Annotated in this window: 17 protein-coding genes and 1 pseudogene; 14 read left to right on the forward strand and 4 right to left on the reverse strand. The window is 42.1% G+C overall.

Going from position 1 to position 22,586, the window contains the following annotated elements; translation table 11 throughout:
- The first annotated feature begins 619 nt into the window (after positions 1–619).
- From pipX to NSTC731_RS16580, 5 genes are all read left to right on the forward strand, one after another.
- The gene (gene pipX, locus NSTC731_RS16560; protein WP_069068710.1) at positions 620–898 is read left to right on the forward strand and encodes a transcriptional coactivator PipX; all 279 of its coding nucleotides are present in this window, start codon (positions 620–622) and stop codon (positions 896–898) included.
- Positions 895–1,563 (forward strand): YggS family pyridoxal phosphate-dependent enzyme, encoded by a 669-nt coding sequence (locus NSTC731_RS16565; RefSeq protein ID WP_445631739.1) that lies wholly within the window; start codon positions 895–897, stop codon positions 1,561–1,563. The genes pipX and NSTC731_RS16565 overlap by 4 nt, the downstream gene beginning before the upstream one ends.
- 367 nt (positions 1,564–1,930) lie before the next feature.
- Entirely contained in the window at positions 1,931–2,536 is a 606-nt protein-coding gene (locus NSTC731_RS16570) for a cell division protein SepF (protein ID WP_322659462.1), read from the forward strand.
- Positions 2,537–2,642: 106 nt separating this feature from the next.
- Complete coding sequence (gene proC, locus NSTC731_RS16575; protein WP_445631740.1) at positions 2,643–3,461, forward strand: pyrroline-5-carboxylate reductase; 819 nt, start codon at positions 2,643–2,645, stop codon at positions 3,459–3,461.
- 120 nt (positions 3,462–3,581) lie between these two features.
- Positions 3,582–6,257: a DEAD/DEAH box helicase gene (locus tag NSTC731_RS16580; protein WP_445631741.1), complete on the forward strand. Its 2,676-nt coding sequence runs from the start codon at positions 3,582–3,584 to the stop codon at positions 6,255–6,257.
- Between the two features lie 221 nt (positions 6,258–6,478).
- Here NSTC731_RS16580 and NSTC731_RS16585 read toward each other — a convergent pair whose 3' ends face one another.
- On the reverse strand, positions 6,479–6,859 hold the full coding sequence (locus NSTC731_RS16585) for a hypothetical protein (protein ID WP_445631742.1): 381 nt from the start codon (positions 6,857–6,859) through the stop codon (positions 6,479–6,481).
- Between the two features lie 719 nt (positions 6,860–7,578).
- On the opposite strand from NSTC731_RS16585, the pseudogene NSTC731_RS16590 reads away from it, so the two are divergent.
- From NSTC731_RS16590 to NSTC731_RS16620, 7 genes and pseudogenes are all read left to right on the forward strand, one after another.
- Positions 7,579–9,569: pseudogene (locus NSTC731_RS16590) on the forward strand (heavy metal translocating P-type ATPase).
- Between the two features lie 94 nt (positions 9,570–9,663).
- On the forward strand, positions 9,664–10,341 hold the full coding sequence (locus NSTC731_RS16595) for a hypothetical protein (RefSeq protein WP_445631743.1): 678 nt from the start codon (positions 9,664–9,666) through the stop codon (positions 10,339–10,341).
- A gap of 230 nt (positions 10,342–10,571) precedes the next feature.
- The gene (locus NSTC731_RS16600; protein WP_445631744.1) at positions 10,572–11,558 is read left to right on the forward strand and encodes a hypothetical protein; all 987 of its coding nucleotides are present in this window, start codon (positions 10,572–10,574) and stop codon (positions 11,556–11,558) included.
- Positions 11,543–12,478 carry an AAA family ATPase gene (locus tag NSTC731_RS16605; protein WP_445631745.1) on the forward strand — a complete coding sequence of 312 codons (936 nt, stop codon included), beginning with the start codon at positions 11,543–11,545 and terminating at the stop codon, positions 12,476–12,478. The genes NSTC731_RS16600 and NSTC731_RS16605 overlap by 16 nt, the downstream gene beginning before the upstream one ends.
- Complete coding sequence (locus NSTC731_RS16610; protein ID WP_445631746.1) at positions 12,465–13,892, forward strand: hypothetical protein; 1,428 nt, start codon at positions 12,465–12,467, stop codon at positions 13,890–13,892. The genes NSTC731_RS16605 and NSTC731_RS16610 overlap by 14 nt, the downstream gene beginning before the upstream one ends.
- Positions 13,889–15,403 carry a glycoside hydrolase family 25 protein gene (locus NSTC731_RS16615; RefSeq protein ID WP_445631747.1) on the forward strand — a complete coding sequence of 505 codons (1,515 nt, stop codon included), beginning with the start codon at positions 13,889–13,891 and terminating at the stop codon, positions 15,401–15,403. Before NSTC731_RS16610 ends, NSTC731_RS16615 begins: the two co-directional genes overlap by 4 nt.
- 130 nt (positions 15,404–15,533) lie before the next feature.
- Positions 15,534–16,577, forward strand: a complete 1,044-nt coding sequence (locus NSTC731_RS16620; protein WP_445631748.1) for a caspase family protein — start codon at positions 15,534–15,536, stop codon at positions 16,575–16,577.
- 408 nt (positions 16,578–16,985) lie between these two features.
- On the opposite strand, the gene NSTC731_RS16625 is transcribed toward NSTC731_RS16620, so the two are convergent.
- A complete protein-coding gene (locus NSTC731_RS16625; protein WP_445631749.1) occupies positions 16,986–18,074 on the reverse strand; it encodes an aromatic ring-hydroxylating dioxygenase subunit alpha in 1,089 nt (362 codons plus the stop codon).
- A gap of 346 nt (positions 18,075–18,420) precedes the next feature.
- On the opposite strand from NSTC731_RS16625, the gene NSTC731_RS16630 reads away from it, so the two are divergent.
- Positions 18,421–18,846 carry a heavy metal-responsive transcriptional regulator gene (locus NSTC731_RS16630; RefSeq protein ID WP_445631750.1) on the forward strand — a complete coding sequence of 142 codons (426 nt, stop codon included), beginning with the start codon at positions 18,421–18,423 and terminating at the stop codon, positions 18,844–18,846.
- A gap of 234 nt (positions 18,847–19,080) precedes the next feature.
- Here the strand turns inward: NSTC731_RS16630 and NSTC731_RS16635 are convergent, their stop codons facing one another.
- Complete coding sequence (locus NSTC731_RS16635) at positions 19,081–19,209, reverse strand: hypothetical protein (RefSeq protein ID WP_445631751.1); 129 nt, start codon at positions 19,207–19,209, stop codon at positions 19,081–19,083.
- Between the two features lie 77 nt (positions 19,210–19,286).
- Here NSTC731_RS16635 and NSTC731_RS16640 point away from each other — a divergent pair, with 77 nt between their 5' ends.
- A complete protein-coding gene (locus tag NSTC731_RS16640) occupies positions 19,287–19,961 on the forward strand; it encodes a type 1 glutamine amidotransferase domain-containing protein (protein ID WP_445631752.1) in 675 nt (224 codons plus the stop codon).
- Positions 19,962–20,244: 283 nt separating this feature from the next.
- Here the strand turns inward: NSTC731_RS16640 and NSTC731_RS16645 are convergent, their stop codons facing one another.
- Positions 20,245–22,548 carry a heavy metal translocating P-type ATPase gene (locus NSTC731_RS16645; protein ID WP_445631753.1) on the reverse strand — a complete coding sequence of 768 codons (2,304 nt, stop codon included), beginning with the start codon at positions 22,546–22,548 and terminating at the stop codon, positions 20,245–20,247.
- Positions 22,549–22,586: the final 38 nt, after the last annotated feature.

Consider the following 22,586-nt stretch of genomic DNA (forward strand, 5'->3'; position numbering starts at 1 on the left):
AGCCATAAAATTGATCCCCTAGCATTTCCTGTAGATTTTTGATATTAACCAGCGTTACGCGAACACTACAAACTAATCTGAAGATTTTTGACCGAGTACCCTTATGAATCTCTGCACAATGTTCAGGCACAAATTCCCCCACTGAAAATACTGGATAGTTAATAAACCTTTTGCATAAATAGTAGTTTTCTTTCCAGTACCTAATTTTGTGCCATTGGGCGACAGTTGTGGCAGTATGGAAAGAAGTTGAAAAATTCGCCGTTGCCGTTGGGAACTTCAAAGGGTGTTTTTCCTTCTCACGTCGAACTTTCAACCAGAGGAGCGGCAATATTTTGTGCCTTGTCCCTACAGATTGCTAAATTGAAGTCACCAAAGCAGATGGTGATATTTGTCAAACAGCCTCTACTCTTTGAATCTATGCTTCGCGGCTTCTGTTGTACCATTGCGCTTCACTACCACTAGCTTCATCTGCCCATTAGGAACTAGATCGAGGTCTTCGTAACCGCAGCTTCGCATTTTAACCAAATATTCTGACGAATGTTGGTATTACGTCTGAATGTTTGGAATTCACTGCGAAAAGATATATATACTTCCACCTTGACTACACCTTGACTCTTAAATGAATCCAGAAAACGCAGAAACTTACATAAACCATCCAACTTGGGGTTTACTCTACAAAATCTGTATGGTTGATGAGAACCAGGATTTGTTCACCACACTTTATGCCCAGCGCTTATTTTTTTTGGTGGCGAATGACGTTAAAGGTGTTAAATTCCAGTCTCTAGGACGTACTGAGGCGAGGATGATGTTGGAAAATCGCTTACGTACTCTGCGGCGCAGTGGGCATTCTCAGGAGTACGATCAGCTTCAGAGTGTTTTCCAGCGCACCTTCCAATGAACAGTTCGATTTCCGAACGTATTCTTTCCATTCGTTCCTCACTGCCAACTTCAGTCAAATTGATTGCTGTTAGCAAGCAAGTTTCTGTCCAGGCCATTCGGTCTGCATACAACGCAGGAATTCGTGATTTCGGGGAAAGTCGTATCCAAGAAGCTGCCAGCAAACAAGCCGAGTTGCAAGACTTACCGGATATTACCTGGCACTTTATTGGACATTTGCAAAGCAATAAAGCCAAAAAAGCCATCGAGCATTTTCCTTGGATTCACTCCGTAGATAATTTGAAGCTGGCACAGCGCTTAGACCAATTGGCGCAACAGCTAGGAGTGAGTCCCCAGGTTTGCCTGCAAGTGAAAATTCTCCCCGATCCCAACAAGTCTGGTTGGAGTGTGCCAGCACTTTTGGCTGATTTACCCACACTCAATTCTTACAAAAATTTACAAATTCAAGGTTTGATGACAATTCCGCCTTCAGGATTAAATGATTCTGAAATTCTCAGTGTGTTTAATCGCAATCGTCAGCTAGCCAAAGAAATCCAGGAGCAAAACTGGTCGCATATTAAAATGCAGCACCTATCTATGGGTATGTCAGGCGACTACGAACTGGCGGTGCAAGCAGGCGCAACGATGGTACGATTAGGAACCATATTGTTTGGCGATCGCTATTAGCCGATTAATCATCAGTCTTACTCTTGGGTATTAATAGAAGCTAAAGATTTGATGACAAGAATTTTGTAACAGACTGGTGCAATCGGAAACAAAGGATATAGTATTGACAAGAGCAATCGCCAAAAGAAAATGGGGTATAAAGAAGTCTCCTTCGGATAAACCTTAGGATATAATCTTTACTCATTATTGTGTTTAGGCGATGCACAGACCTTTCCAATAAGTGTCAGTTCATCGCCAAAACCCGTAGTATAGGCTACAACTAGGAATACAGTTGCTGAAGTATCCACCGATGTAGCGATTGCTCCTAGCTCAATCAATCCTCAGCCAAGGCAATGCAGGCTATTCGCACCAGGAGAGTACACACACAATGAACAACATTTTTTCCAAACTCAGAGACTTTGTGGGTCTAAATGAGCAAGTAGAATACGAGTATTACGAAGAAGAACCAGAAACAGATAATAATAATTACCAAAATCTGTATCAGCAAGAAAATCCCCAGCCAGCACCACAAGAGAGTCCAGCCGCTCAAAATCGACGCTGGCGGGAACCAGTGCCTACAATGGGAGATGATATGACAGCAGGTTCAAAGCCAATGGGGAATGTGATTGGTATGCCAGGAGCAATTAACGGAATTTCGGAAGTTTTAGTACTCGAACCACGCACCTTTGAAGAAATGCCCCAGGCAATTCAAGCGTTGCGCGAACGCAAGTCAGTGGTATTAAATCTGACAATCATGGACCCAGATCAAGCTCAACGAGCAGTAGATTTTGTTGCAGGTGGTACTTACGCACTAGATGGACATCAAGAGCGCATCGGTGAGAGCATCTTTTTGTTTACACCAAGTTGTGTCCAAGTTAGCACCCAAGGTGGCGTTCTTCATGAAGTACCACAACCACCAGTACGTCCCTCTCGTCCGACAACAGGTACTCCAAATCAAACCTGGGGCAACGAAACTAACCGGATGGCACAATAAAGTTAAATTAGTATTTAGTCCTTTGTCCTTTGTCATTTGTCCTGAGTTTTGCTCATGGTGACAAATGACAAACGACTAATGACTAATGACCAATGACTAATGACTAATGACTATAAAATTTGGCTTAATTGGTGGTGGGGTAATGGGAGAAGCGCTCTTATCCCGCCTTATCGCGCGTGGAATTTATCAATCATCAGAAGTCATAGTTAGCGAACCATTATCTTCACGCCTAGATTTTTTAAAGCAGCAATACGGTGTTGCTGTGACGACAGATAATAGCCAGGTTTTCACCGAAGCAAAAGAAGTTCTATTTTTGGCAGTAAAACCGCAGGTGTTTAGCGCGATCGCTCAAGAATTAGCAGATATTGATATTCTTAATAGAGAACATTCACCTCTGATCGTTTCTATTTTGGCGGGTGTGCCCTTAAGTCAGCTAGAAGCTGCATTTGTGCAATTGCCAGTGATTAGAGCAATGCCCAACACCCCGGCCACTGTGGGAGCAGGAGTTACCGCGATTTGTTCAGGTGCATATACTAATGCCTTGCATCACCAAATAGCACAGCAAATTTTTTCTGCTGTGGGTGAAGTGGTGGAAGTTTCAGAAGGGCTGATGGATGCAGTTACAGGGCTATCTGGTAGCGGCCCCGCTTACGTGGCGCTCATGGTAGAAGCACTTGCAGATGGCGGAGTAGCCGCAGGTTTACCTAGAGTAATTGCTAATCAACTAGCCTTGCAAACCGTACTGGGAACAGCAAAACTGTTGCAGGAAACCAAAATACACCCAGCAGAACTCAAAGATCGCGTTACCAGTCCCGGCGGTACAACCATTGCGGGGATTGCCAAGCTAGAACAGGCAGGATTTCGTTCCGCTTTAATTGAAGCAGTCAAAGCTGCCACAGAGCGATCGCAAGAACTGGGAAAATAAATAAGAGTCATTTGTCATTAGTTTTAGACAAAGGACAAAGGACAAATGACAAATGACCACTAACGAAGTTGACAAAAGACTCGTTAGTATAGTAAACAATCTGGTTGCAAATGTGATTGAGTGAATTATCCTGCACCGTCTCCAGAACTTGACTTAGGGTTTATATTTCCCTTTGAACTGGATCAGTTTCAAAAAGAAGCGATCGCGTCCCTGAACGCTGGGCGCTCTGTAGTTGTATGTGCCCCCACAGGTTCGGGGAAAACATTAGTCGGGGAATACGCTATTTATCGCGCCCTAGCGCGAGGAAAACGCGTGTTTTATACTACTCCCCTGAAGGCGCTGTCGAATCAAAAATTACGTGACTTTCGAGAAAAATTCGGCTTCGATCGAGTCGGGCTGTTAACTGGAGATGCTTCCATTAACAGGGATGCACCGATTTTGGTGATGACCACAGAAATTTTCCGAAATATGCTCTATGGCACACCCATTGGGCAAATCGGCATCTCATTAGTAGACGTTGAAGCGGTGATCCTTGATGAGTGCCACTACATGAACGATCGCCAGCGCGGTACTGTTTGGGAAGAATCAATCATCTATTGTCCCCGTGAAGTGCAACTAGCAGCCCTCTCAGCAACGGTTGCCAATAGCGATCAACTCACCGATTGGCTAAACCGCGTTCACGGCCCAACTGACCTGATTTACTCCGATTTTCGCCCAGTCCCCTTAGAATTTCACTTTTGCAATCCCAAAGGGTTATTTCCCCTGCTGAATGATAGCAAAACCAAAATTAACCCCCGCCTTCAGAAGAAAAAAGGGAAAGGGGGAGAAAGAGATAGGGGGAGAAATGGTAGACCTGAAGCTCCAGGTATAATTTTTATCCTTAGCCAATTAGAGCAACGGGATATGCTACCAGCAATTTACTTTATCTTCAGCCGCCGGGGATGTGATAAAGCGGTGGCGGAAGTGGGTGATTTATGGCTGGTAAATAATGAAGAGTCCCAAATTTTGCGGCAACAGATTGATGACTTTTTAGCTCGCAATCCCGAAGCTGGACGTTCTGGACAAATTGCGCCTCTGTATCGGGGAATTGCTGCCCACCATGCTGGGATTTTACCTGCTTGGAAAGCACTGGTAGAAGAACTATTTCAGCAAGGGCTGATTAAAGTAGTATTCGCCACCGAGACACTAGCAGCAGGAATTAATATGCCCGCCCGGACAACGGTAATTTCTACCCTTTCCAAGCGGACTGATACCGGACACCGCCTGTTGAACGCTTCCGAATTCCTACAAATGGCAGGACGAGCAGGCCGCCGGGGAATGGACAAACAAGGTCATGTGGTGACAGTCCAAACTCCCTTTGAAGGAGCCAAAGAAGCCGCGTATTTGGGAACATCCAAGCCAGACCCTCTAGTAAGCCAGTTTACGCCCAGTTATGGCATGGTACTCAACTTGCTGCAAACCCATACCCTAGAACAAACCAGGGAACTGATAGAGCGCAGTTTTGGGCAGTACATGGCGACCTTGCATTTACGGCCAGAATACGATGAGATTGCCGAATTGCAAACCCAATTAGCTCAACTTCATGAGCAAATCGCCGCAGTTAATGAAAATGAACTGGCTGTTTATGAAAAATTGCGGCAACGCCTGAAGGTGGAACGCCAGATATTGAAAACTTTGCAAGAGCAAGCACAGGAAGACCGCCAAGAGGAATTGGTGATGATGTTAGGCTTTGCAGTGTCAGGAACTCTATTGAGTCTCAAAGGCAAAAATATCACAGTGTCTTCACCCGTAACGGCAGTTTTAGTGGGGAAATCACCCGGTTCTGGTCAAGCTCCTTACTTGGTATGCTTGGGGCACGATAACCGCTGGTATGTGGCAACCACAGGGGATGTAGTCGATTTGTATGCCGAACTGCCGCGAATTGAAGTGCCGCCTGATGTATTACCACCGCCAGAGATGCCTTTGAAGCCAGGACAATCGCGCCGTGGTAACGAAGAAAGCTTTGCGATCGCCGTGCGTATTCCCAATCCGATAGAATCTTTGCATCTAGCACCAGAAGTAGCAGAACAACTCAGTCACGTTACTGCTGTTCAAGAGCAATTAGAAGCTCATCCCCTACATCAATCAGGCAATGCGGCAACGCTTTTCAAACGTCGGGCCCGTTATGTCGAACTAGAAGCCGAACTCGAACAGTTGCAAGGGCATGTAGAGCAACAGTCACAACGTCATTGGGAAGAATTTCTCAATTTAATCGCCATTCTGCAACACTTTGACGCTTTGGATAACTTAGTTCCCACACAATTAGGGCAAATCGCTGCCGCCATTCGAGGGGAAAATGAATTGTGGTTGGGTTTAGTATTCGCTAGTGGTGAATTGGACAATTTAGACCCGCATCATTTAGCAGCAGCAGCAGCGGCTTTGGTGATGGAAACGCCCCGTCCAGATAGCAAGGTTAACTTTGATCTAAGTAATGAAGTGACAGAAGCTTTGAAAAAATTGCGGGGAATTCGCCACCAAATGTTCCAACGACAACGACGCTATAACGTAGCACTGCCGATATGGTTGGAATTTGAGTTGATTGCCATAGTCGAACAATGGGCGCTGGGAATGGAGTGGACAGAACTCTGCGAGAACACTACCTTGGATGAAGGCGATGTAGTGAGAATTTTACGCCGGACTTTGGATTTATTGTCGCAGATACCCCACATTCCCCATTTGCGAGACTCTTTCTTGCGTAATGCCTATCGGGCGATGCAGTTGATTGATAGATTCCCTGTGAATGAGGTGGTTGAATAAATAGGAAGTGGCAATTTCTGTGCGTCTTTTTCTCTCAGTACTTATGCAAAAATAGTTGCTGTTGGGGCAATTCATAAATTGCCCCAGCAATGAACTTACATGTTATCAAATAATAGTAGTGGTACTTAGTTAAAAATGCTTTTTTGGTTTCGTATATTTTTTATGCGTGATTAATCGTGGTATCTAACAAAAGTTATAGTCGCTATCAGCGCTATTCAATCTTAGTACACCAAGTTTCCAGTACCCTGCAACTGACGCAAAGAATTTATACATAATGGACAGTCGCAACCAAATACCCTAATTGCAGCATCGCTTTCCTCTTCAGTAAAGTTCAACATGGCAACATTCCGATCTGATACTGATGTGACAATTGTTGAGGAACTTTTAGAGGTATACGGACGTTTTCTCTCCGAATCTCGAATGCACACAAAATCTTGTCCGCCATGTGGGTTAGTGATACAGGTACGACCGTCTTGTGTGTGCAGTAATCTCTGTGTAATGCTACCACTAGCATGGGCAGGATGAAATGTTACCAGCGTAGACATCATTGACACAAAAATTGAGGAACTGGAAAGCAAATTCAGAAGAATTTTTTTGTTCATAGATTTCCTTGAGAAAATTGTCTATTAGATTAGGGTATTCGATTAACTTTCAAACTTCAAGTGAATTTTCCCTGAGAATAGCTAGATAGACACTTGTTACCCAAAAAAGTTCCATCTCTACACCAGTTCGACCGGAAATTATTTACTACATCATAATTCAGCAATCAAACAGGCTTGATATATCGCTTTTAGACGCAACCTTATACAATTGAGCAAATTTCAATCCGCTGTATATTGCCAAGACGGTTATTATTTGCTTGCTCTAAGTATAAAAGCTTAATTAAATTAGAGCTAGTAATTAGCCCTTCTAGCCCTTTAAATTCTTATACAGAGCAATAAATTGTTCGCTACGAACAAAAGTTATATTTTACAAATTTTATACAATTGAAAGCCGCTATAGCTATCTTTACAAAATTAAAAATTTTAATTTTAATCAAAAGGTAGTTGATGTATTTAGCAATAAATTTGAGATAGATTCTAATACTGTTCGGTTAAGACAAGAGACGCGATGAATCGCCGTCTCTACAATAATCAGTCTTTCGTGTTGATGGCAATTTATGGCATCTTTAGCGATCTCAAATTTTCATCAAAAAACATTAACCGAATCGGATTGAGATAGATTATCGTTCTTGAAATATGAACTTGTAAAAACTTCTTTTTTTCATTACATTTAAAAAAAGGCTCATATCTCAATTAATTTACTAGCCTACATATAAAAAATGAAGCAGAAAGTACATTCGGAATCTTCAGATTGTTGCAGCTGTGAACATGACCATCACGAGAATCATAACCATGTTCATAATCATGATGATAATCATAACCATGACCACAATCATGAACATGGGGGAGAATTCAATCTGAAAAATGAGCTATTGCCTTTGGTAGCAATTTTAAGTTTATATGCGCCTGGTGTGATTTTTGAAAATCAATTACACAATACATTCTACTCAATAGGAGAATATCTACTTTTCATTCCTGCTTATTTATTAAGTGGATGGAGTGTTTTAAAAACTGCTGGACGCAATATAGTCCGAGGTAGAGTATTTGATGAAACCTTTTTAATGACGGTAGCAACATTAGGAGCGATCGCAATTCACAAATTACCCGAAGCTGTCGGAGTTATGTTATTTTATAAAATTGGAGAATTGTTTCAAGATATTGCCGTCAGTCGCTCTCGTAATTCGATCAAATCATTATTGGAAATCCGCCCAGACTATGCAAATATCCAAATAGAAGGAGAACTAAAGAAAGTATCGCCAGAAACAGTAAACATTGGCGATATTATTGTTGTCAAGCCGGGAGAAAAAATTCCTTTAGATGGCGAAATTATAGATGGTAATTCGCAAGTTGATACATCTGCGTTAACTGGAGAATCTGTACCGCGAACGGTAAGAATTGGAGAAACAGTTTTCGCTGGAACGATTAACAAAATAGGTGCGCTCGTCATTAGAGTCACAAAACTATTTGATGAATCTTCTATTGCCAAGATTTTAGATTTGGTGCAAAATGCCAAAAGTAAAAAAGCCGCAACAGAAAAGTTTATTACTAAATTTGCCCAATATTATACACCAATCGTAGTTTTTACATCGCTAGCAGTTGCAATATTGCCTCCTTTATTGATTTCGGGTGCAACTTCTTCCGAATGGGTTTATCGGGCCCTGATTTTACTAGTTATCTCCTGTCCGTGTGGACTCGTTATCAGTATTCCATTAGGTTACTTTGGAGGTGTGGGAGGTGCAGCTAGACGTGGGATTTTGGTTAAAGGCTCTACTTTTTTAGATACTTTAAATGCAGTTAATACAGTTGTTTTTGATAAAACTGGGACATTAACTAAAGGTGTATTCAAAGTAGTAGAGATAGTACCATTAAATGGCTGGAATGAACAAGAACTGCTGCTATTAGCTGCTAAAGTAGAATCGCACTCAAATCATCCTATCGCTCAATCTATCTGCAAGGCTTATGGTGGAAAAATCGATGAATTTGAGATCGGAGATTATGAAGAAATAGCAGGCTATGGAATTCGAGCCAAGATTGAAAATAGGGTAGTAATAGCGGGAAGCGATCGCCTATTACATAGAGAGAAGATTTCTCACGATAATTGCCAGTTAGAAGGAACAGTTATTCACCTAGCAGTGGATAAGATTTACGCTGGCTATATTGTGATTGCTGATGAACTCAAAGAAGATGCGAGAGAAGCTATTCAAGCACTCAAGCGAATGGGTGTAGAGAGAACAGTAATGTTGACAGGAGATAACCAAGCGATATCGCTTCGCGAATTGCCCAACAGCTTAGTATAGATACCTACGAAGCAGAGTTATTACCTGAAGAAAAAGTTAATGCCATTGAGAAGTTACTCAGCACCGTCGGCAAGCATGGTAAAGTTGCCTTTATTGGGGATGGAATTAATGATGCCCCAGTGATTGCTAGAGCAGATGTTGGTATGGCAATGGGTGGATTAGGCTCAGATGCAGCGATCGAAACTGCCGATATTGTAATCGTGACAGATGCACCATCGAAAGTGGCAGAAGCAATCCAAATCGCCAGAAAAACAAGGCAAATTGTTTGGCAAAATATTGGATTTGCGTTAGCAATTAAAGGTGTATTTATTGGATTGGGTATTTTCGGGATAGCGACAATGTGGGAAGCTGTATTTGCTGATGTCGGAGTAGCAATGCTGGCAATTTTAAACGCAACTAGAGCCATGAAATAAAGTTATTGGGAAATCGGGAATCTTTAATTGGTAATTTGTAGTAGTTAAATTATGAGTACTCCTCACTCATGTTCTACTAACCGAAATAAAACCCATGAATTCATCAATCAAAGGCATTGCTACAGCTACTTTAGCTTTACTGCTAAACTATTCAGCAAACCCAGCCTTTGCACTACCCCAGAAAATCAATCACCCAATTACTGTTGCTAAATCGCAACCCTTAAAAGATACCTTAATTGTTCCTGGGGAAAGAGTTGGCCCGATAACACGCACAACCACCAAGCAGGATTTAGTCAAACTGTTTGGTGCATCCCATCTCGTTGATAAAACAATTTCTGGTGCTGAAGGAATAGGTAGTTTTGCAGCTACTCAGGTAAATCTAAATCAGGGGCGATCGCTCTTGGTAGTTTGGAGTGATAATACTCGTACCAAACCTCTAGATGTGCGTAACCTGGCTTGGGCTTGGAAAACCCGCGAAGGTATTGGAGTGGGAACCCCGTTGAGCGAGTTACGTAAAAAATTAGGTAATTTTAAACTCTATGGATTGGGTTGGGATTACGGCGGCACGATTTTGTTAGATAGTAGTAAATTATCCCGTTATCAAGGCAAAATCATTTTACGAGTAGACGCTGCTCCCAATGCTTCTGAAAAATTCCCCAATGACTATCAAGCGGTGTCTGGAGATAGTACTTTTTCCTCCAGCAATCCCCACTGGAAACTTTTGGGAATTAGGCTTGCAGAAATTATCGTTGTATTGAATTCAAGTCAGTAGTGGTATGCTAAACATCAGTTTGCTTGCTAGAATGTAGGAAGACTATGGAGATAAAGTTTTTATACTAGTTTTATAACTGGTAAATTACATAAGTAATAAATTATACAAATGACATCTCCTGTCGCAATAATATTTTAGCTATTGAAATCAAACACATTAAACCAGATTTGTAGATCGATAATCTGGCTAGTCGTAGTGAGTAAAGATTAGTTAACTCAAAAAGTATCTGCATGTCTTCCGAGCAGCATCTACAACAAGAAATTGATGCATTACAAGAGCAAGATTATCTAGTAGCCGAGAAGTTAAAAAGGTTGCGTCACGATTATGCGATCGCAGCAGATACTCTTATTCGCTTCCAATTAGAAAAGCAAATTGAACAAACTGAAGCTGAACTAAAAGAATTGGATCGGCAACTTGATGATCTCGAACAAACTTTATCTAGTGAAAAAGTGTATCGTGCTTTGCTGAAATTGGGCTATCGAGAGCAGACGCGAGCATTTCGGAGATTTATTGAGACTAATTCAGTAGGAGCCTTTCTAATCCACGGTTCACTTTATTATGGTCAACGCTGGTTGTTAAATCGGTTAATGCGACAAAATCTTCCCAATATTATGACGGGAAAGATTGTGCGAATTGAACTCAGTCGCATTGCTCGGAGAAGTGACAGTGCTGCATTGTGGCGGGAACTTAGTGGTAGAGTTGGTCTGGGTAGACAAAGCTCAATTCCTGAAATTGCTGAACGAGTTTATCAATGGTGGCTAACTCAAAATGTTTTGCTAATTTTATATGATGTCGATTGTCTTTCGGAAGGTCTTTTGCACGATCTGATCCGAGATTTCTGGTTACTATTAGCGGCTAAAGTTAAGACGGCTAGCCCGCAAGCGAGTCAATTCAAATTATTAATGTTCCTGGTAGATTATGACGGCTGCGTAGGTAGTTGGAATATTCCTTTTGTAGAACGACTCGACTCTACTTGGAAGCCAGATAACCCTGTGAAACTGCCTGAGATTAACCAGTTTTCTGACGATGAACTGACTAACTGGCTAGAGTATGCAGCAGATGAATTGCCTACTAAACTTATAGATCAGTTAGATGAAACAGTACAAATAATACTGAAAAATAGTGATAATGGCATTCCCGAACCCGCATTAGGCGAAATTTGTCACCTGTCTGGCTGTAATTGGTATGACGAAGAGGAAAAATGGTTAAGGCTGTAGGCGTAAAACTCTTGGAATATACAGGTAAAGTGCAGCCCCAACTAGGAGAAAGGGGGGCAAACGGACAGCTATTATATCCCTATTTACCTAATCCTGAACTGGTAGAAGCAGTCAACTTAGCGATTTACTTGGAACGTCCCTTACTCCTGAAAGGTGAACCGGGATGCGGTAAGACTCAACTTGCAAGTGCAGTTGCTTACGAGCTAGGTTTGAACTTGGAAGCTTGGTATGTCAAATCCACTAGTCGGGCAAGGGATGGCTTGTATAACTACGATGCCGTTGGACGGTTGCGGGATGCCCAGCTAGCTGCTTCCAATCGCCTTACAGTAGAACAAATCCAGCGAATTGATGACCCAACTACCTATGTACGCTGGGGGCCTCTAGGACGGTCATTTCAGCAAGAAAATCGCACTGTCGTACTGATTGACGAAATTGATAAAGCTGATATTGACTTTCCCAACGACCTGCTGCTGGAATTAGATGAGCGGCGGTTTATTGTCGAGGAAACAGGTCAGGAAATTGAGGCTAAGGCAGCGCCAATTGTTTTAATCACCAGTAATGATGAGAAAGATTTGCCGGATGCCTTTTTGCGTCGGTGCTTGTTTCACTATGTGGAATTTCCTAGTCGTGAGCGGTTGATACAGATTGTTAACGCTTTGTTTCCTGCTTCACCTCAAGCTTTGGTAGATAAAGCAATAGTTCGCTTCTTACTACTGCGGGAAGAAATGCGAAAAGATAAAGGGGAGAGTGGCAAAAAAGTCAGCACCAGCGAATTAATTGACTGGTTTCGCGTCCTGCGTCGGTATCCTCAAGATGAAGCTCTGGCACAGCTGGATGGCAAAATACCTTATGCTGGTGTGTTGCTAAAAAGTTGGGATGACCATATACGCTATTTGAGACAGAGCCGTGGAAGTGAATGATTTGCCTCTACTGGAACTTTTTACTAAGCTGCGCGAAGCTGGCTTACCACTCGGTATAGAGGAGTATCAGTTAGTTTTGCAAGCGATACAAGCTGGCTTTGGGATTAATGACCAAGCTGCTTTGAAGCGTCTGTGCCAGACTTTGTGGATCAAATCTGCTGAGGAGTTGCGATTATTTGAATATCACTTTGAGCAATTGATAAGTATTAATAGTATCTTGCCAACGTCAGAAAAAGTTGTTAGACATTCTGGACAGCATCAATTATCTCTAATTACTCGCTACTTGATTCTGGGGTTCGTTGGAGTAGTAATTGTCTTGGGTATTGAACTAGCTTTAAAACAGCGAAATCCGACACCACAGCCAACCGCACAGCCAACTGCACAGCCAACCGCACAGCCAACCGCACAGCCAACCGCACAGCCAACCGCACAGCCAACGCCACAGCCAACACCACAGCCAACGCCACAGCCAAAAGACACAAACCAGCCAGATTTAATTTTTTGGAGTTTGCTATCAGTTATAAACTTGAGTGCTGGAACTGGATATATATTTTGCAGGTGGATATTTAAGCGGAGGGTTGAACAACGCATTGAGCAGAATGCCTCCCTTCCCGAACCAACTCCCAGTTCGGTTGCTTCTCCTGTTCCTACAAAATTGACACAAACAATAGAAGATGAGGTACAAGTAGCTCAAGTTGTGCTGCAAGCTACCAGTAGAAGTGAGGAAATTTTCTACAATCGTTTCATCTTGACTACTGAGTATCTTCCTGTAACCGAACGGCAAATGAAGCAGATTTGGCGCTACTTGCGCCGCCCGATACGTGAGGGACAATGCACAGAGTTGGACGTAGAAAGAACAGTCAAACAGATTGGACATCAAGGTTTACTACTCGAACCTGTTTTGCTACCCCGTCGAGTGAACCGAGCAGAACTATTGTTACTAATTGACCAAGATGGCTCAATGGTGCCTTTTCATGAGATGTCATATCGTTTGGCAACAACTTCCTGGCGCGGGGGTCGTTTAGGTAAATCTGGGATTTACTATTTTCACAATTGCCCGATTGAATATCTCTACCGCGATCGCAATTATCAAGAAGCAGAGTTAGTCAGTGATATCATTACTCACAATTGTTCTAATCGGACAGCCGTATTAATTTATAGTGATGCTGGCGCTGCCCGTGGCGGTTATAGCGAGGAACGTTACGAATTAACCAAAAAATTTCTTGCTCAGTTGAAACAAAAGGTGCGTTACATTGCTTGGCTGAATCCGATGCCAAAAAAGCGTTGGCTTGGGACAACATCTGGAGAAATTGCCCGCCTTGTCCCAATGTTTGAAGTCAATCGTCGGGGTTTACAAGATGCTGTAAATGTGGTGCGCGGACGGACTACGAAGTTTGAGGAGCAGAGGAAATGAGCAAAATTAGCCCTCAAGTTGCTAACCGACGTATAGAGTCTTTTAGTAAACGATTCGGAAAAGCGCACCTGTATTTGGCATATCATGCTGCTTTTCCCTTAGCGCTCACACCCAATCTTTTATATCGTATATGGGCTAATTTCCAGCGAGATATTCACGCCGAAGTGCTAGATATCCCCTGGATAGGGGTAGCGGATCTGTTGCTTTCTAGCCTTTGTGATGAAGTTGGGCATGAACTCTATGAAATGGATTTGTCCATACGAAATGTGCTGTTAAAGCGATTACAGGAAGATGAAAAGTTTGGTCAACAGAGGATTAATGAACTGTCGAAGTTTTTACTTGATTATGTACAACAACAACTTCAAAGTGATGATCCCGATCTGCGCGACTTTGCTCAAGCTCAGTATTGGACAGCGATCGCATATACTAAACCCAGTCAGGCAGCTGATGAACTAACAGCTACTCTCAAAAAAGCCTATCAGACCGATAGAGCGGATTTAATTCGATTAGCATCATTGGTAGAAACTTTAGCAGAGCCACTAGCAGAATTTGAGCCACTACTGATTGATGCTCGTAAAATGAGGAGCTTTGCCTCTAGCAATCAAGAAGCTGTAGAGCCTCCATTGGCAAAAAATAAATTTCCCAAGTCTTTAATTTTTTCTGGATTGGCTTTAGCACTGGTTAATGTCAGTTTTTGGTATCTTTACGAGCCAGCAAAAGCAATTCCTATGTGTATGCAGTCTTTCCTTGAGCCACAGGCCAATGACAAAGCGCTTGGTATTGATGTTACTGATTACAGCGAGAATATCGATTGGGAAAAAGTGAAAAGTCAGGGTATTTACTTTGCTTATGCCCAAGTGAACTACGGAACCTATAGGAAAGATACTCGATTTGCTTCTTACTGGTCTGCCATGAAGAAAGCTGGTATTATTCGTGGGGCTTATTTCTTCTTTCGTCCTTCTGAAGAGGTTGACCCGCAGGTAAAAATGTTTGCTCAAGCCCTAGAGATAGAACCAGGTGATCTCCCCCCAGTAGTAGACATTGAGCCAGATTATTACAATAAAGGACAGAAAGATCACTGGGATGACTTAACTTTGACACAGAGGTTAGACCGTGTTTCCAAGGTATTAACTGCGGTGGAAGTTACTACAGGTTACAAGCCGATAATATACACAGGAAATTCCTTTTGGCAAAATAAGTTGGGGAACACTTCACGCTTTGCTGATTATCCTCTGTGGATTGCACACTTAGATACAGATACTCCTAATGTTCCAGGCGGTTGGCAATTTTACACTTTTCACCAATACCGGGAAGATCAGACTGGTTTTCCTGGTATCTCAGGTGATGTAGATCGCAATAGATTTAACGGCTTAACACAAGACCTTAAATGTTTTGTCAAGTCGCCATCCCTCTTCCAAGTGATATCCCAATTACGTAATCTTATATTTGGACAAAAAGCTACAAAAACTACAGAGCCTTCTATGAACCCAACTTCCACATCAGTAAAATAGCTAAGACTACTCAATATTAATATTTTTGGTCATTAAAAGCTTTAAAATTTTCTAAATGTGTGTAATTAAAAATTGCTACGGCAAATTGTAACTAGTGTTAGGCTAGGCGATCGCATTCCTCATGTACCGCATGACAAACCAAACTTTTACCAACGGTTATGCATTACTCATTGGCGTAGGTGCTGATTTACCAGTCACCGTCAAAGATGCAACGGCTTTACGAGATATACTGATTGATAGCGATCGCGCCGCCTATCCATCAGAACAAGTCACACTGCTAACCGAAACCTCTGCAACTCGGCAAAACATCCTTGCAGCTTTTGACCAAATCATCGCCCAGGTAAATCAAAATTCTGATGCGACAGTCATCATTTACTACTCTGGTCACGGTGGACGCATCCAGCGCACCAATGAATACTTCCTTGTACCATTCGGCTATGACCCCAGTCAACGCGCAGACACAGCTATCTCAGGTGTAGAATTTACCCAAAAAATTGAAGCAATTACAGCGCGTAAACTCGTAGTTTTATTAGATTGCTGTCATGCAAGCGGCGTTCCAGCTTTGAAGGAACCAGGAGAAACCTTTGTAAAATCACCCTTACCGCCGGAACTGTTAAATGTGCTAGGAACAGGAAGCGGTCGAGTTGTGGTTGCTTCTTCACGAGAAGACGAATATTCCTACACAGGTCAACCCTACAGTGCTTTTACAGATTGCTTGTTGGAAGCCTTGCAAGGTAAAGCAGCCGTGAATAAGGATGGATATGCACGTATTCTTGATATTTTAGTTTACTTGTTTGACCAAGTGCCAAAAAGAGCATCAGGGCCGCAGCACCCGTTTGTAAATAAAGTTCTGGATTTGGGCGATAATTTTCCCCTTTGTTATTACGCTGGTGGAAGTAAATTTTTGCCTGGTGAAGCAGCAACTATTGAAACTAGTCCAATTTCTACTAGTATAACTGCTGGACAACGACGGCGATCGCAACAAAAACTAGACGCACTTCAGGCAGAATTTGACATCCGCAGCGAGAAGTTTAAGCAGATGAACAAAGCTTTGGCTATTGAGGCTGGTACGGCAGTCAAGTTTCAATTAGAACATCAACTTCTTGATGAAGAGGCAAAACTAGCATATCTTAACGATGAGCTTGATAAACTTGAGTCTGCATTACAATCATGAGACTTATGTAAATATACAGTTATTTGGTACATAAAAATCAGGATTTACTCACTTATAAACAAGGAAAATAGAGATATTCAGTTAATTGGTGTTTGTTTATACTATTTCATTTTTTTGTAGTCGTTATACTCATAACTTAGGTTCTACCTGGGAATTAGGAAGTGGCTTTGCCACTTCTTTTATTTATCTAGTAATCCAGTAAAAAAGTAACTTTGTTAAACTTTTAATTTTTATTAATTGTTATATCATTTCGGAAAATACTTGCTAGACATACATTGGTAGAGGCGTACATCTATACGCCCCTACAAACGATTCATTTCTTGCAAAGATTGTTGACAATAGTTATGATATCGTGTGCGTTTAATTGGCCAAGCAGTTTGACGGAATTTTGGTCATATAAACATGATGTTAGTCATTACTCATTGTATCTTCCCATCTCTCACGCCTAAGCTTGCTCTCCACATCGCGCGATCGCATTTCTTGCCAAGTCCCCCACATTAGAGATTGCTGTTTTTCAACATGGTTAATAAACTGCATAATTGAGTAATCTGCTTTGATGGGAGTTTTCAAATCAAACTGAATTGTTTGAAGAATCTTGATGTCACCCATGAGAAAGTATTTAGCCGCAATCTTAGTCAGCCATAGCACAACTCGATTGCATAACCAACCAAAAATTCCTTTACGTTTTTTAGTCATCAACAGAACTTGACCTTCAGTTTTTCCCCCTTCGTAGAGGCGAACTGCAACCATCATGTGGACATGAAAGAAATCAGGGCCAAGTGTCACAATGCCAATGCTACCGTACCAATAGCAAATACTGTAAGTTATGACATTTTTGTAGAAAAGACGGATGAGCTTAATCAAAAAGAAATTGTCTTTGATGGGTGTAGTATTACTGAAGATAATTGCATTCTCATTTAGTTCGTGTCTTTCAAAAATAATTTCTAGTGGCAATTTGTGAACTGTATTGAGGTGTTGAGCATCAATTGCATTAATCATCACCACATTGGGATGACAGTTCAGCAAGAAGTGGGAATGGATGGCGACATCACACTCTTTTTGCTCTAACTCTGGAACAAAAGGTAGGGGTTGCTGTGGTATTTCTCCAGTCCAAACCCAAATCATCCCATATTTTTCAGCAGTGGGCCAAGTTTGTAATTTTAGGGAAGGTGGTATATCTAAACACGGGATATCAATACACATCCCCTCAGCATCAAACTTCCAGTGGTGGAAAAAACAACGTAGTCCATTACCCTCAACTTTGCCTTCAGCAAGGTGAGCGCCCATGTGTGGACAGTAAGCATCTAAGGTAACTACTCTTTTATCTTTCCCACGGTAAATTACTAATTCTCTACCCAAAATCGTGACAGGTTTTACTTCACCCACCCGCAGATTTTGAGAGGGTGTTACCCAATACCATCCCTCAATAAAACGCTCTGGATTATTGAAAATTTTAGGTTTACGGATTGAGCTAAAAGTCTGCGAGTTGAGATTCATTTTTATGGTTTCACTTGAAGTGAAGCAGTTGATCTAGAAATAACATGGCAACTTCAAAAAAACAGTTACTTTCAGTACCATGAGAAACAGCTACCCAATAAATAGATAAAAATCATCAAGTAAAATCTGGAAAAAATATTATAAAAAATGTTAAAGCTATGCAAATTTAATATTAGCTAAATTCCAAATATCCATTTAGAATAGATATTTGAAAATTTCAAACTTAGTAAAATCTCTAATTAAATAAAAATTGCCAATACGGATGCCAATATTTGGTTCAACTCGCAAACTACTTAATATTTCAGAAAATATGTAATAATAATTACAAGAATTGGGAAAATCTACCATGTTAACTCAAGAGAAAAAACTGCTTTTAATTGGTCAGGTAACAGATTTAACTGGAATACCCATCAGGACAATTCGTTATTACGAGAGTTTAGGCTTAATCAATTCATTCAGACGAACAGACGGAGGCTTTCGCCAGTTTTCATTGGATGTGCTAACTCGTCTGGCATTCATTAAAAGGGCACAAAATCTTGGTCTTAGCCTAGAGGAGATTGGAAATATTCTTCAGGTTTACGATCGAGGGCAAACTCCTTGTGGTGAAATCAAAGAAAAACTTGAAGAGAAGGTTTTGCAGATCGATCGCCAAATCGATCAGCTGTTAACTTTGCGCTCTGAAATTAATGGATTACTTTCAGGCTGGAAGAATACCAGCGACCATCATGAGAAGACAATTTGTCCGATTATTCAAAACACCTCTCAGGGCTGACACTAATCAGGAATCACGACTTTTATAGAGAAGAAACCAATACAACTCTAATCCAGTTAAGGCTAAACCTGCGATCGCAACATTAACTTTCAAGCCTAAAGGTTGCTCTTTGCTCTGGAATTGACTGGTTTGTTCGGAATATTGAGCAGTTGATGGCAGCTATTATCACTGCAAGTCATTAAGTTTCTTCGTTCTTAACCACATAACTAAAATTACAGCTGATTACGCAAGCAGTTAATTTACAGCAGCAATCGAATGATACAATGTCTCTGGCTTTTTGGCTCTCGCCTCAATATCATTGGCGATCGCACGCTTATCCGTTCGAGCATTACGAGAAAGCAATGCGATTTTGTGAGATGGCACAGGGGGAGCTGGGGAGGCTGGGGATTAAGCCTGCTTTTTGAACCAAATATTGAAACTGACCGCGCCAAGGAGCAATTATGTCGAAGAAAGTATTGATCGTCGTTTCAAATGCTTACGTCATTGGTCCACACAACAGAAGGACAGGCAATTTTTTGCCGGAAGTCGCGCATCCATATGCTGAATTCGACAGAGCACAATACCAAATTGACTTTGCAAGTCTTACCGGAGATACTCCATTTCTGGACGCGCTCAATCTAGCTAACGACCCCGATAATCTGGCCTTTTTGGTAGGAAAAGGATGGGCCTCAATGCAGAAAGCCAAGAAACTGTCAGACGTAGATGTTAGTCAGTATGACGCCATCTTCATACCTGGCGGTTTGGCGCCGATGGTTGATATGCCTGAACATCCGCTACTTAAGAAGGTTATCAAAGAGACGTACGAGCGAAAGGCGGTCGTTGGGGCTGTTTGTCATGGCCCGGTATCGCTGCTCAACGTCAAGCTGAGTAGCGGAACCTTTTTACTGGCCGGGAAAAATATCAGCTCATTTACAAATGACGAAGAAGAAAACTACGCTAAAGCTGATGTGCCTTTCGAGTTGGAGACAGCCCTCACCCAACAAGGCGCTATCTTCCATAAGACCGCACCTTGGCAGCCATACAGTATTGCCGATGGAAATCTCGTCACCGGCCAAAATCCCGCTTCTGCCAAAGGCGTTGCCGAAAAAATGATCGAACTCTTGGAAGCTGTGTGAAGCAGTATCCTGAAGGCATAATACCAATTCAAAATTCAAAATTCAAAACTCAAAATTAAGAAACTGAGACGTAGCAGATGTTTGAGCGTTTGCATCTGTATCATATTTTTTGTGAAATGGTATAACCACACGCTGCAACAGATCGGGTGGGCGTCGTTATCTCTGTTTGAATGTGCGTCCGGTGTCCGGGGTGAAATGAGCAACCGATACTGTTGGCGAACTTAATAATTCACCCAAAAGGGCGTTGTTGCGTGAATAGGTAATAATTGACCATTTTGCCTATTTAGGCTGAGAATATTCTTTTTGGTTGAAAGTTACGCAATCTCAGGGCATTGCTAACAACAGAAAGTGAAGAAAGTGCCATCGCCGCCCCGGCGATAATTGGATTGAGTAACCAACCAAAGATAGGGAACAAAATTCCCGCCGCAATAGGAATACCAATGACGTTGTAAATAAAGGCAAAGAAGAGATTTTGCTTAATATTATTGATGGTAGCGTGACTAAGTTGAATAGCCGTGACAATTAAGAGCAAATCTCCAGAAATTAAGGTGATATCGCTAGCTGCGATCGCTACATCTGTTCCCGTACCAATGGCAATTCCCACATCAGCCTGTGCTAAGGCTGGCGCATCATTTATGCCATCACCTACCATTGCGACAATTTTAGATTTTAGATTTTGGATTTTGGATTTGGGAAATTTCTCTATCTCCCCTTGCAAAGATTGAATAATCGCTGCCTTTTGATCTGGGCGGACTTCCGCAAAGATTCGCTCTATGCCAACTTGTCTAGCGATCGCATCAGCAGTTTTACGATTATCTCCGGTGAGCATTACTACTTCTAAACCTAACTTCTGTAAGGCTTTCACCACTGCTGTTGATGAAGGTTTTAGGGCATCGGCAATACCCATTATTCCTTGTAGTTCGCCATCTACAGCAATCAAAATAACTGTTTTACCAGCAGCTTCCCAGGCATCTTTATATTGCTGGAGAGTGATGGTGTTAATTCCAAGTTCGGTTAACCAACGTTGTGTACCAATTTGCACAAGCTGATTTGCCACAACTGCTTGCACACCACTACCTGCATTAGCTACGAAGTTTTTTGCATCTATTAAACTCACCTCTTGAGACTGGGCGTATTTTACAACTGCTTCAGCTAAAGGATGCTCAGAATTGCGTTCTACCGTTGCTGCTAACTGTAAAAGCTGGATTTCATTACCATTAGCTGTGCCGTTGACTGTTACAAAGTCTGTAACTGTAGGTTTCCCCTGAGTCAAAGTACCGGTTTTATCTAAAACGATGGTTTGAATTTTGTGTGCTAGTTCTAAGCTGTCAGCACCCTTAATCAAGATGCCATTTTCTGCACCTTTGCCCGTCCCCACCATTACAGATGTGGGGGTAGCTAAACCCAAAGCACAAGGACAAGCGATAATTAGTACACTCACCATTGTCATTGTTGCTAAGGTAAGGTTGCCAGTGAAATTAAACCAAATGACGAAAGTGGCGATCGCGATCGCAATCACAGCTGGTACAAACCATCCTGTAACTCGATCTGCCAAGCGCTGAATGGGTGCTTTTGAACCTTGTGCTTGTTGCACTAGTTTGACGATTTGAGCCAAAAACGTATCATTTCCGATTCGTGTCACCCGAAACTGAAATGCACCCGCACCGTTAATCGTCGCCCCAATCACCTCATCTCCTGGCTGCTTTTTGACTGGCAAACTTTCACCCGTCACCATCGCTTCATTTACCGTTGAAGCGCCTGTAATCACTTCGCCATCCACTGGAATCTTTTCACCAGGACGCACTAAAATCACATCGTTGATTCTGACTTCGGCGATGGGAACATCAATTTCTCTACCATCACGGATAACTCTGGCATCTCTAGCTTGCAGTCCGATGAGTTTGCGGATAGCTTCAGAAGTTTGTCCCCTAGCGCGATTTTCTAACAACCGCCCCAGCAAAATTAAGGTAATCACAATGGCGGCAACTTCATAATAGATATGAGGTATCAAGCCTTGAGCAATAAAAAATTTGGGGAAAATAGTGACAAACAAAGAATATAGATACGCTGCACTTGTGCCCAAAGCAATCAGCGTGTCCATCGTTGCTGTATGGCGCTTGAGGGATTTCCAAGCATTGCGGTAAAAAGATCCTCCACACCAGAATACGACAGGTGTTGTCAGCACTAACTGTATCCAAGGATTTTGCAAGAAACTTGGAATCAAGGGTGAATTTAGCCCAGTCATCATGGGCAATGACCCCAAAAATAGGAAAATGCTGATTACACCTCCCACCGCTACCTTGAGGGAAAGTTGGCGTTGTAATGCTTGCCTACTCGCAATCTCTGCATCATCTTCTTCGGTGAGCAATTCTTCCTGAAGTGAGTAAGAAGAGTATCCCGCAGCTGCGATCGCACTTTGGATTTTCTCTAAATTCGCTAGAGAGCGATCGTATTCGATCGTAGCTTGCTCTGCTCCAAAATTAACGTTACAGTCAATTACCCCAGAAACAGAGCGAATTGCCTTTTCGATATTGTTGGCGCAAGCGGCACAACTCATGCCTCGAAGTTTGAGTGTGAGAGTATCCATAACTAGATGAACCCCTGTGATTGGTGTGAGGAGCGTGA

This window comes from Nostoc sp. DSM 114167 (genome assembly GCF_052692655.1).

Coding starts and splice junctions, on each gene's coding strand:
- pipX (WP_069068710.1), top strand. CDS start 620: ATGAATCCAGAAAACGCAGAAACTTACATAAACCATCCAACTTGGGGT.
- NSTC731_RS16565 (WP_445631739.1), top strand. CDS start 895: ATGAACAGTTCGATTTCCGAACGTATTCTTTCCATTCGTTCCTCACTG.
- NSTC731_RS16570 (WP_322659462.1), top strand. CDS start 1,931: ATGAACAACATTTTTTCCAAACTCAGAGACTTTGTGGGTCTAAATGAG.
- proC (WP_445631740.1), top strand. CDS start 2,643: ATGACTATAAAATTTGGCTTAATTGGTGGTGGGGTAATGGGAGAAGCG.
- NSTC731_RS16585 (WP_445631742.1), bottom strand. CDS start 6,859: ATGAACAAAAAAATTCTTCTGAATTTGCTTTCCAGTTCCTCAATTTTT.
- NSTC731_RS16595 (WP_445631743.1), top strand. CDS start 9,664: ATGAATTCATCAATCAAAGGCATTGCTACAGCTACTTTAGCTTTACTG.
- NSTC731_RS16600 (WP_445631744.1), top strand. CDS start 10,572: ATGTCTTCCGAGCAGCATCTACAACAAGAAATTGATGCATTACAAGAG.
- NSTC731_RS16605 (WP_445631745.1), top strand. CDS start 11,543: ATGGTTAAGGCTGTAGGCGTAAAACTCTTGGAATATACAGGTAAAGTG.
- NSTC731_RS16615 (WP_445631747.1), top strand. CDS start 13,889: ATGAGCAAAATTAGCCCTCAAGTTGCTAACCGACGTATAGAGTCTTTT.
- NSTC731_RS16620 (WP_445631748.1), top strand. CDS start 15,534: ATGACAAACCAAACTTTTACCAACGGTTATGCATTACTCATTGGCGTA.
- NSTC731_RS16625 (WP_445631749.1), bottom strand. CDS start 18,074: ATGAATCTCAACTCGCAGACTTTTAGCTCAATCCGTAAACCTAAAATT.
- NSTC731_RS16630 (WP_445631750.1), top strand. CDS start 18,421: ATGTTAACTCAAGAGAAAAAACTGCTTTTAATTGGTCAGGTAACAGAT.
- NSTC731_RS16640 (WP_445631752.1), top strand. CDS start 19,287: ATGTCGAAGAAAGTATTGATCGTCGTTTCAAATGCTTACGTCATTGGT.
- NSTC731_RS16645 (WP_445631753.1), bottom strand. CDS start 22,548: ATGGATACTCTCACACTCAAACTTCGAGGCATGAGTTGTGCCGCTTGC.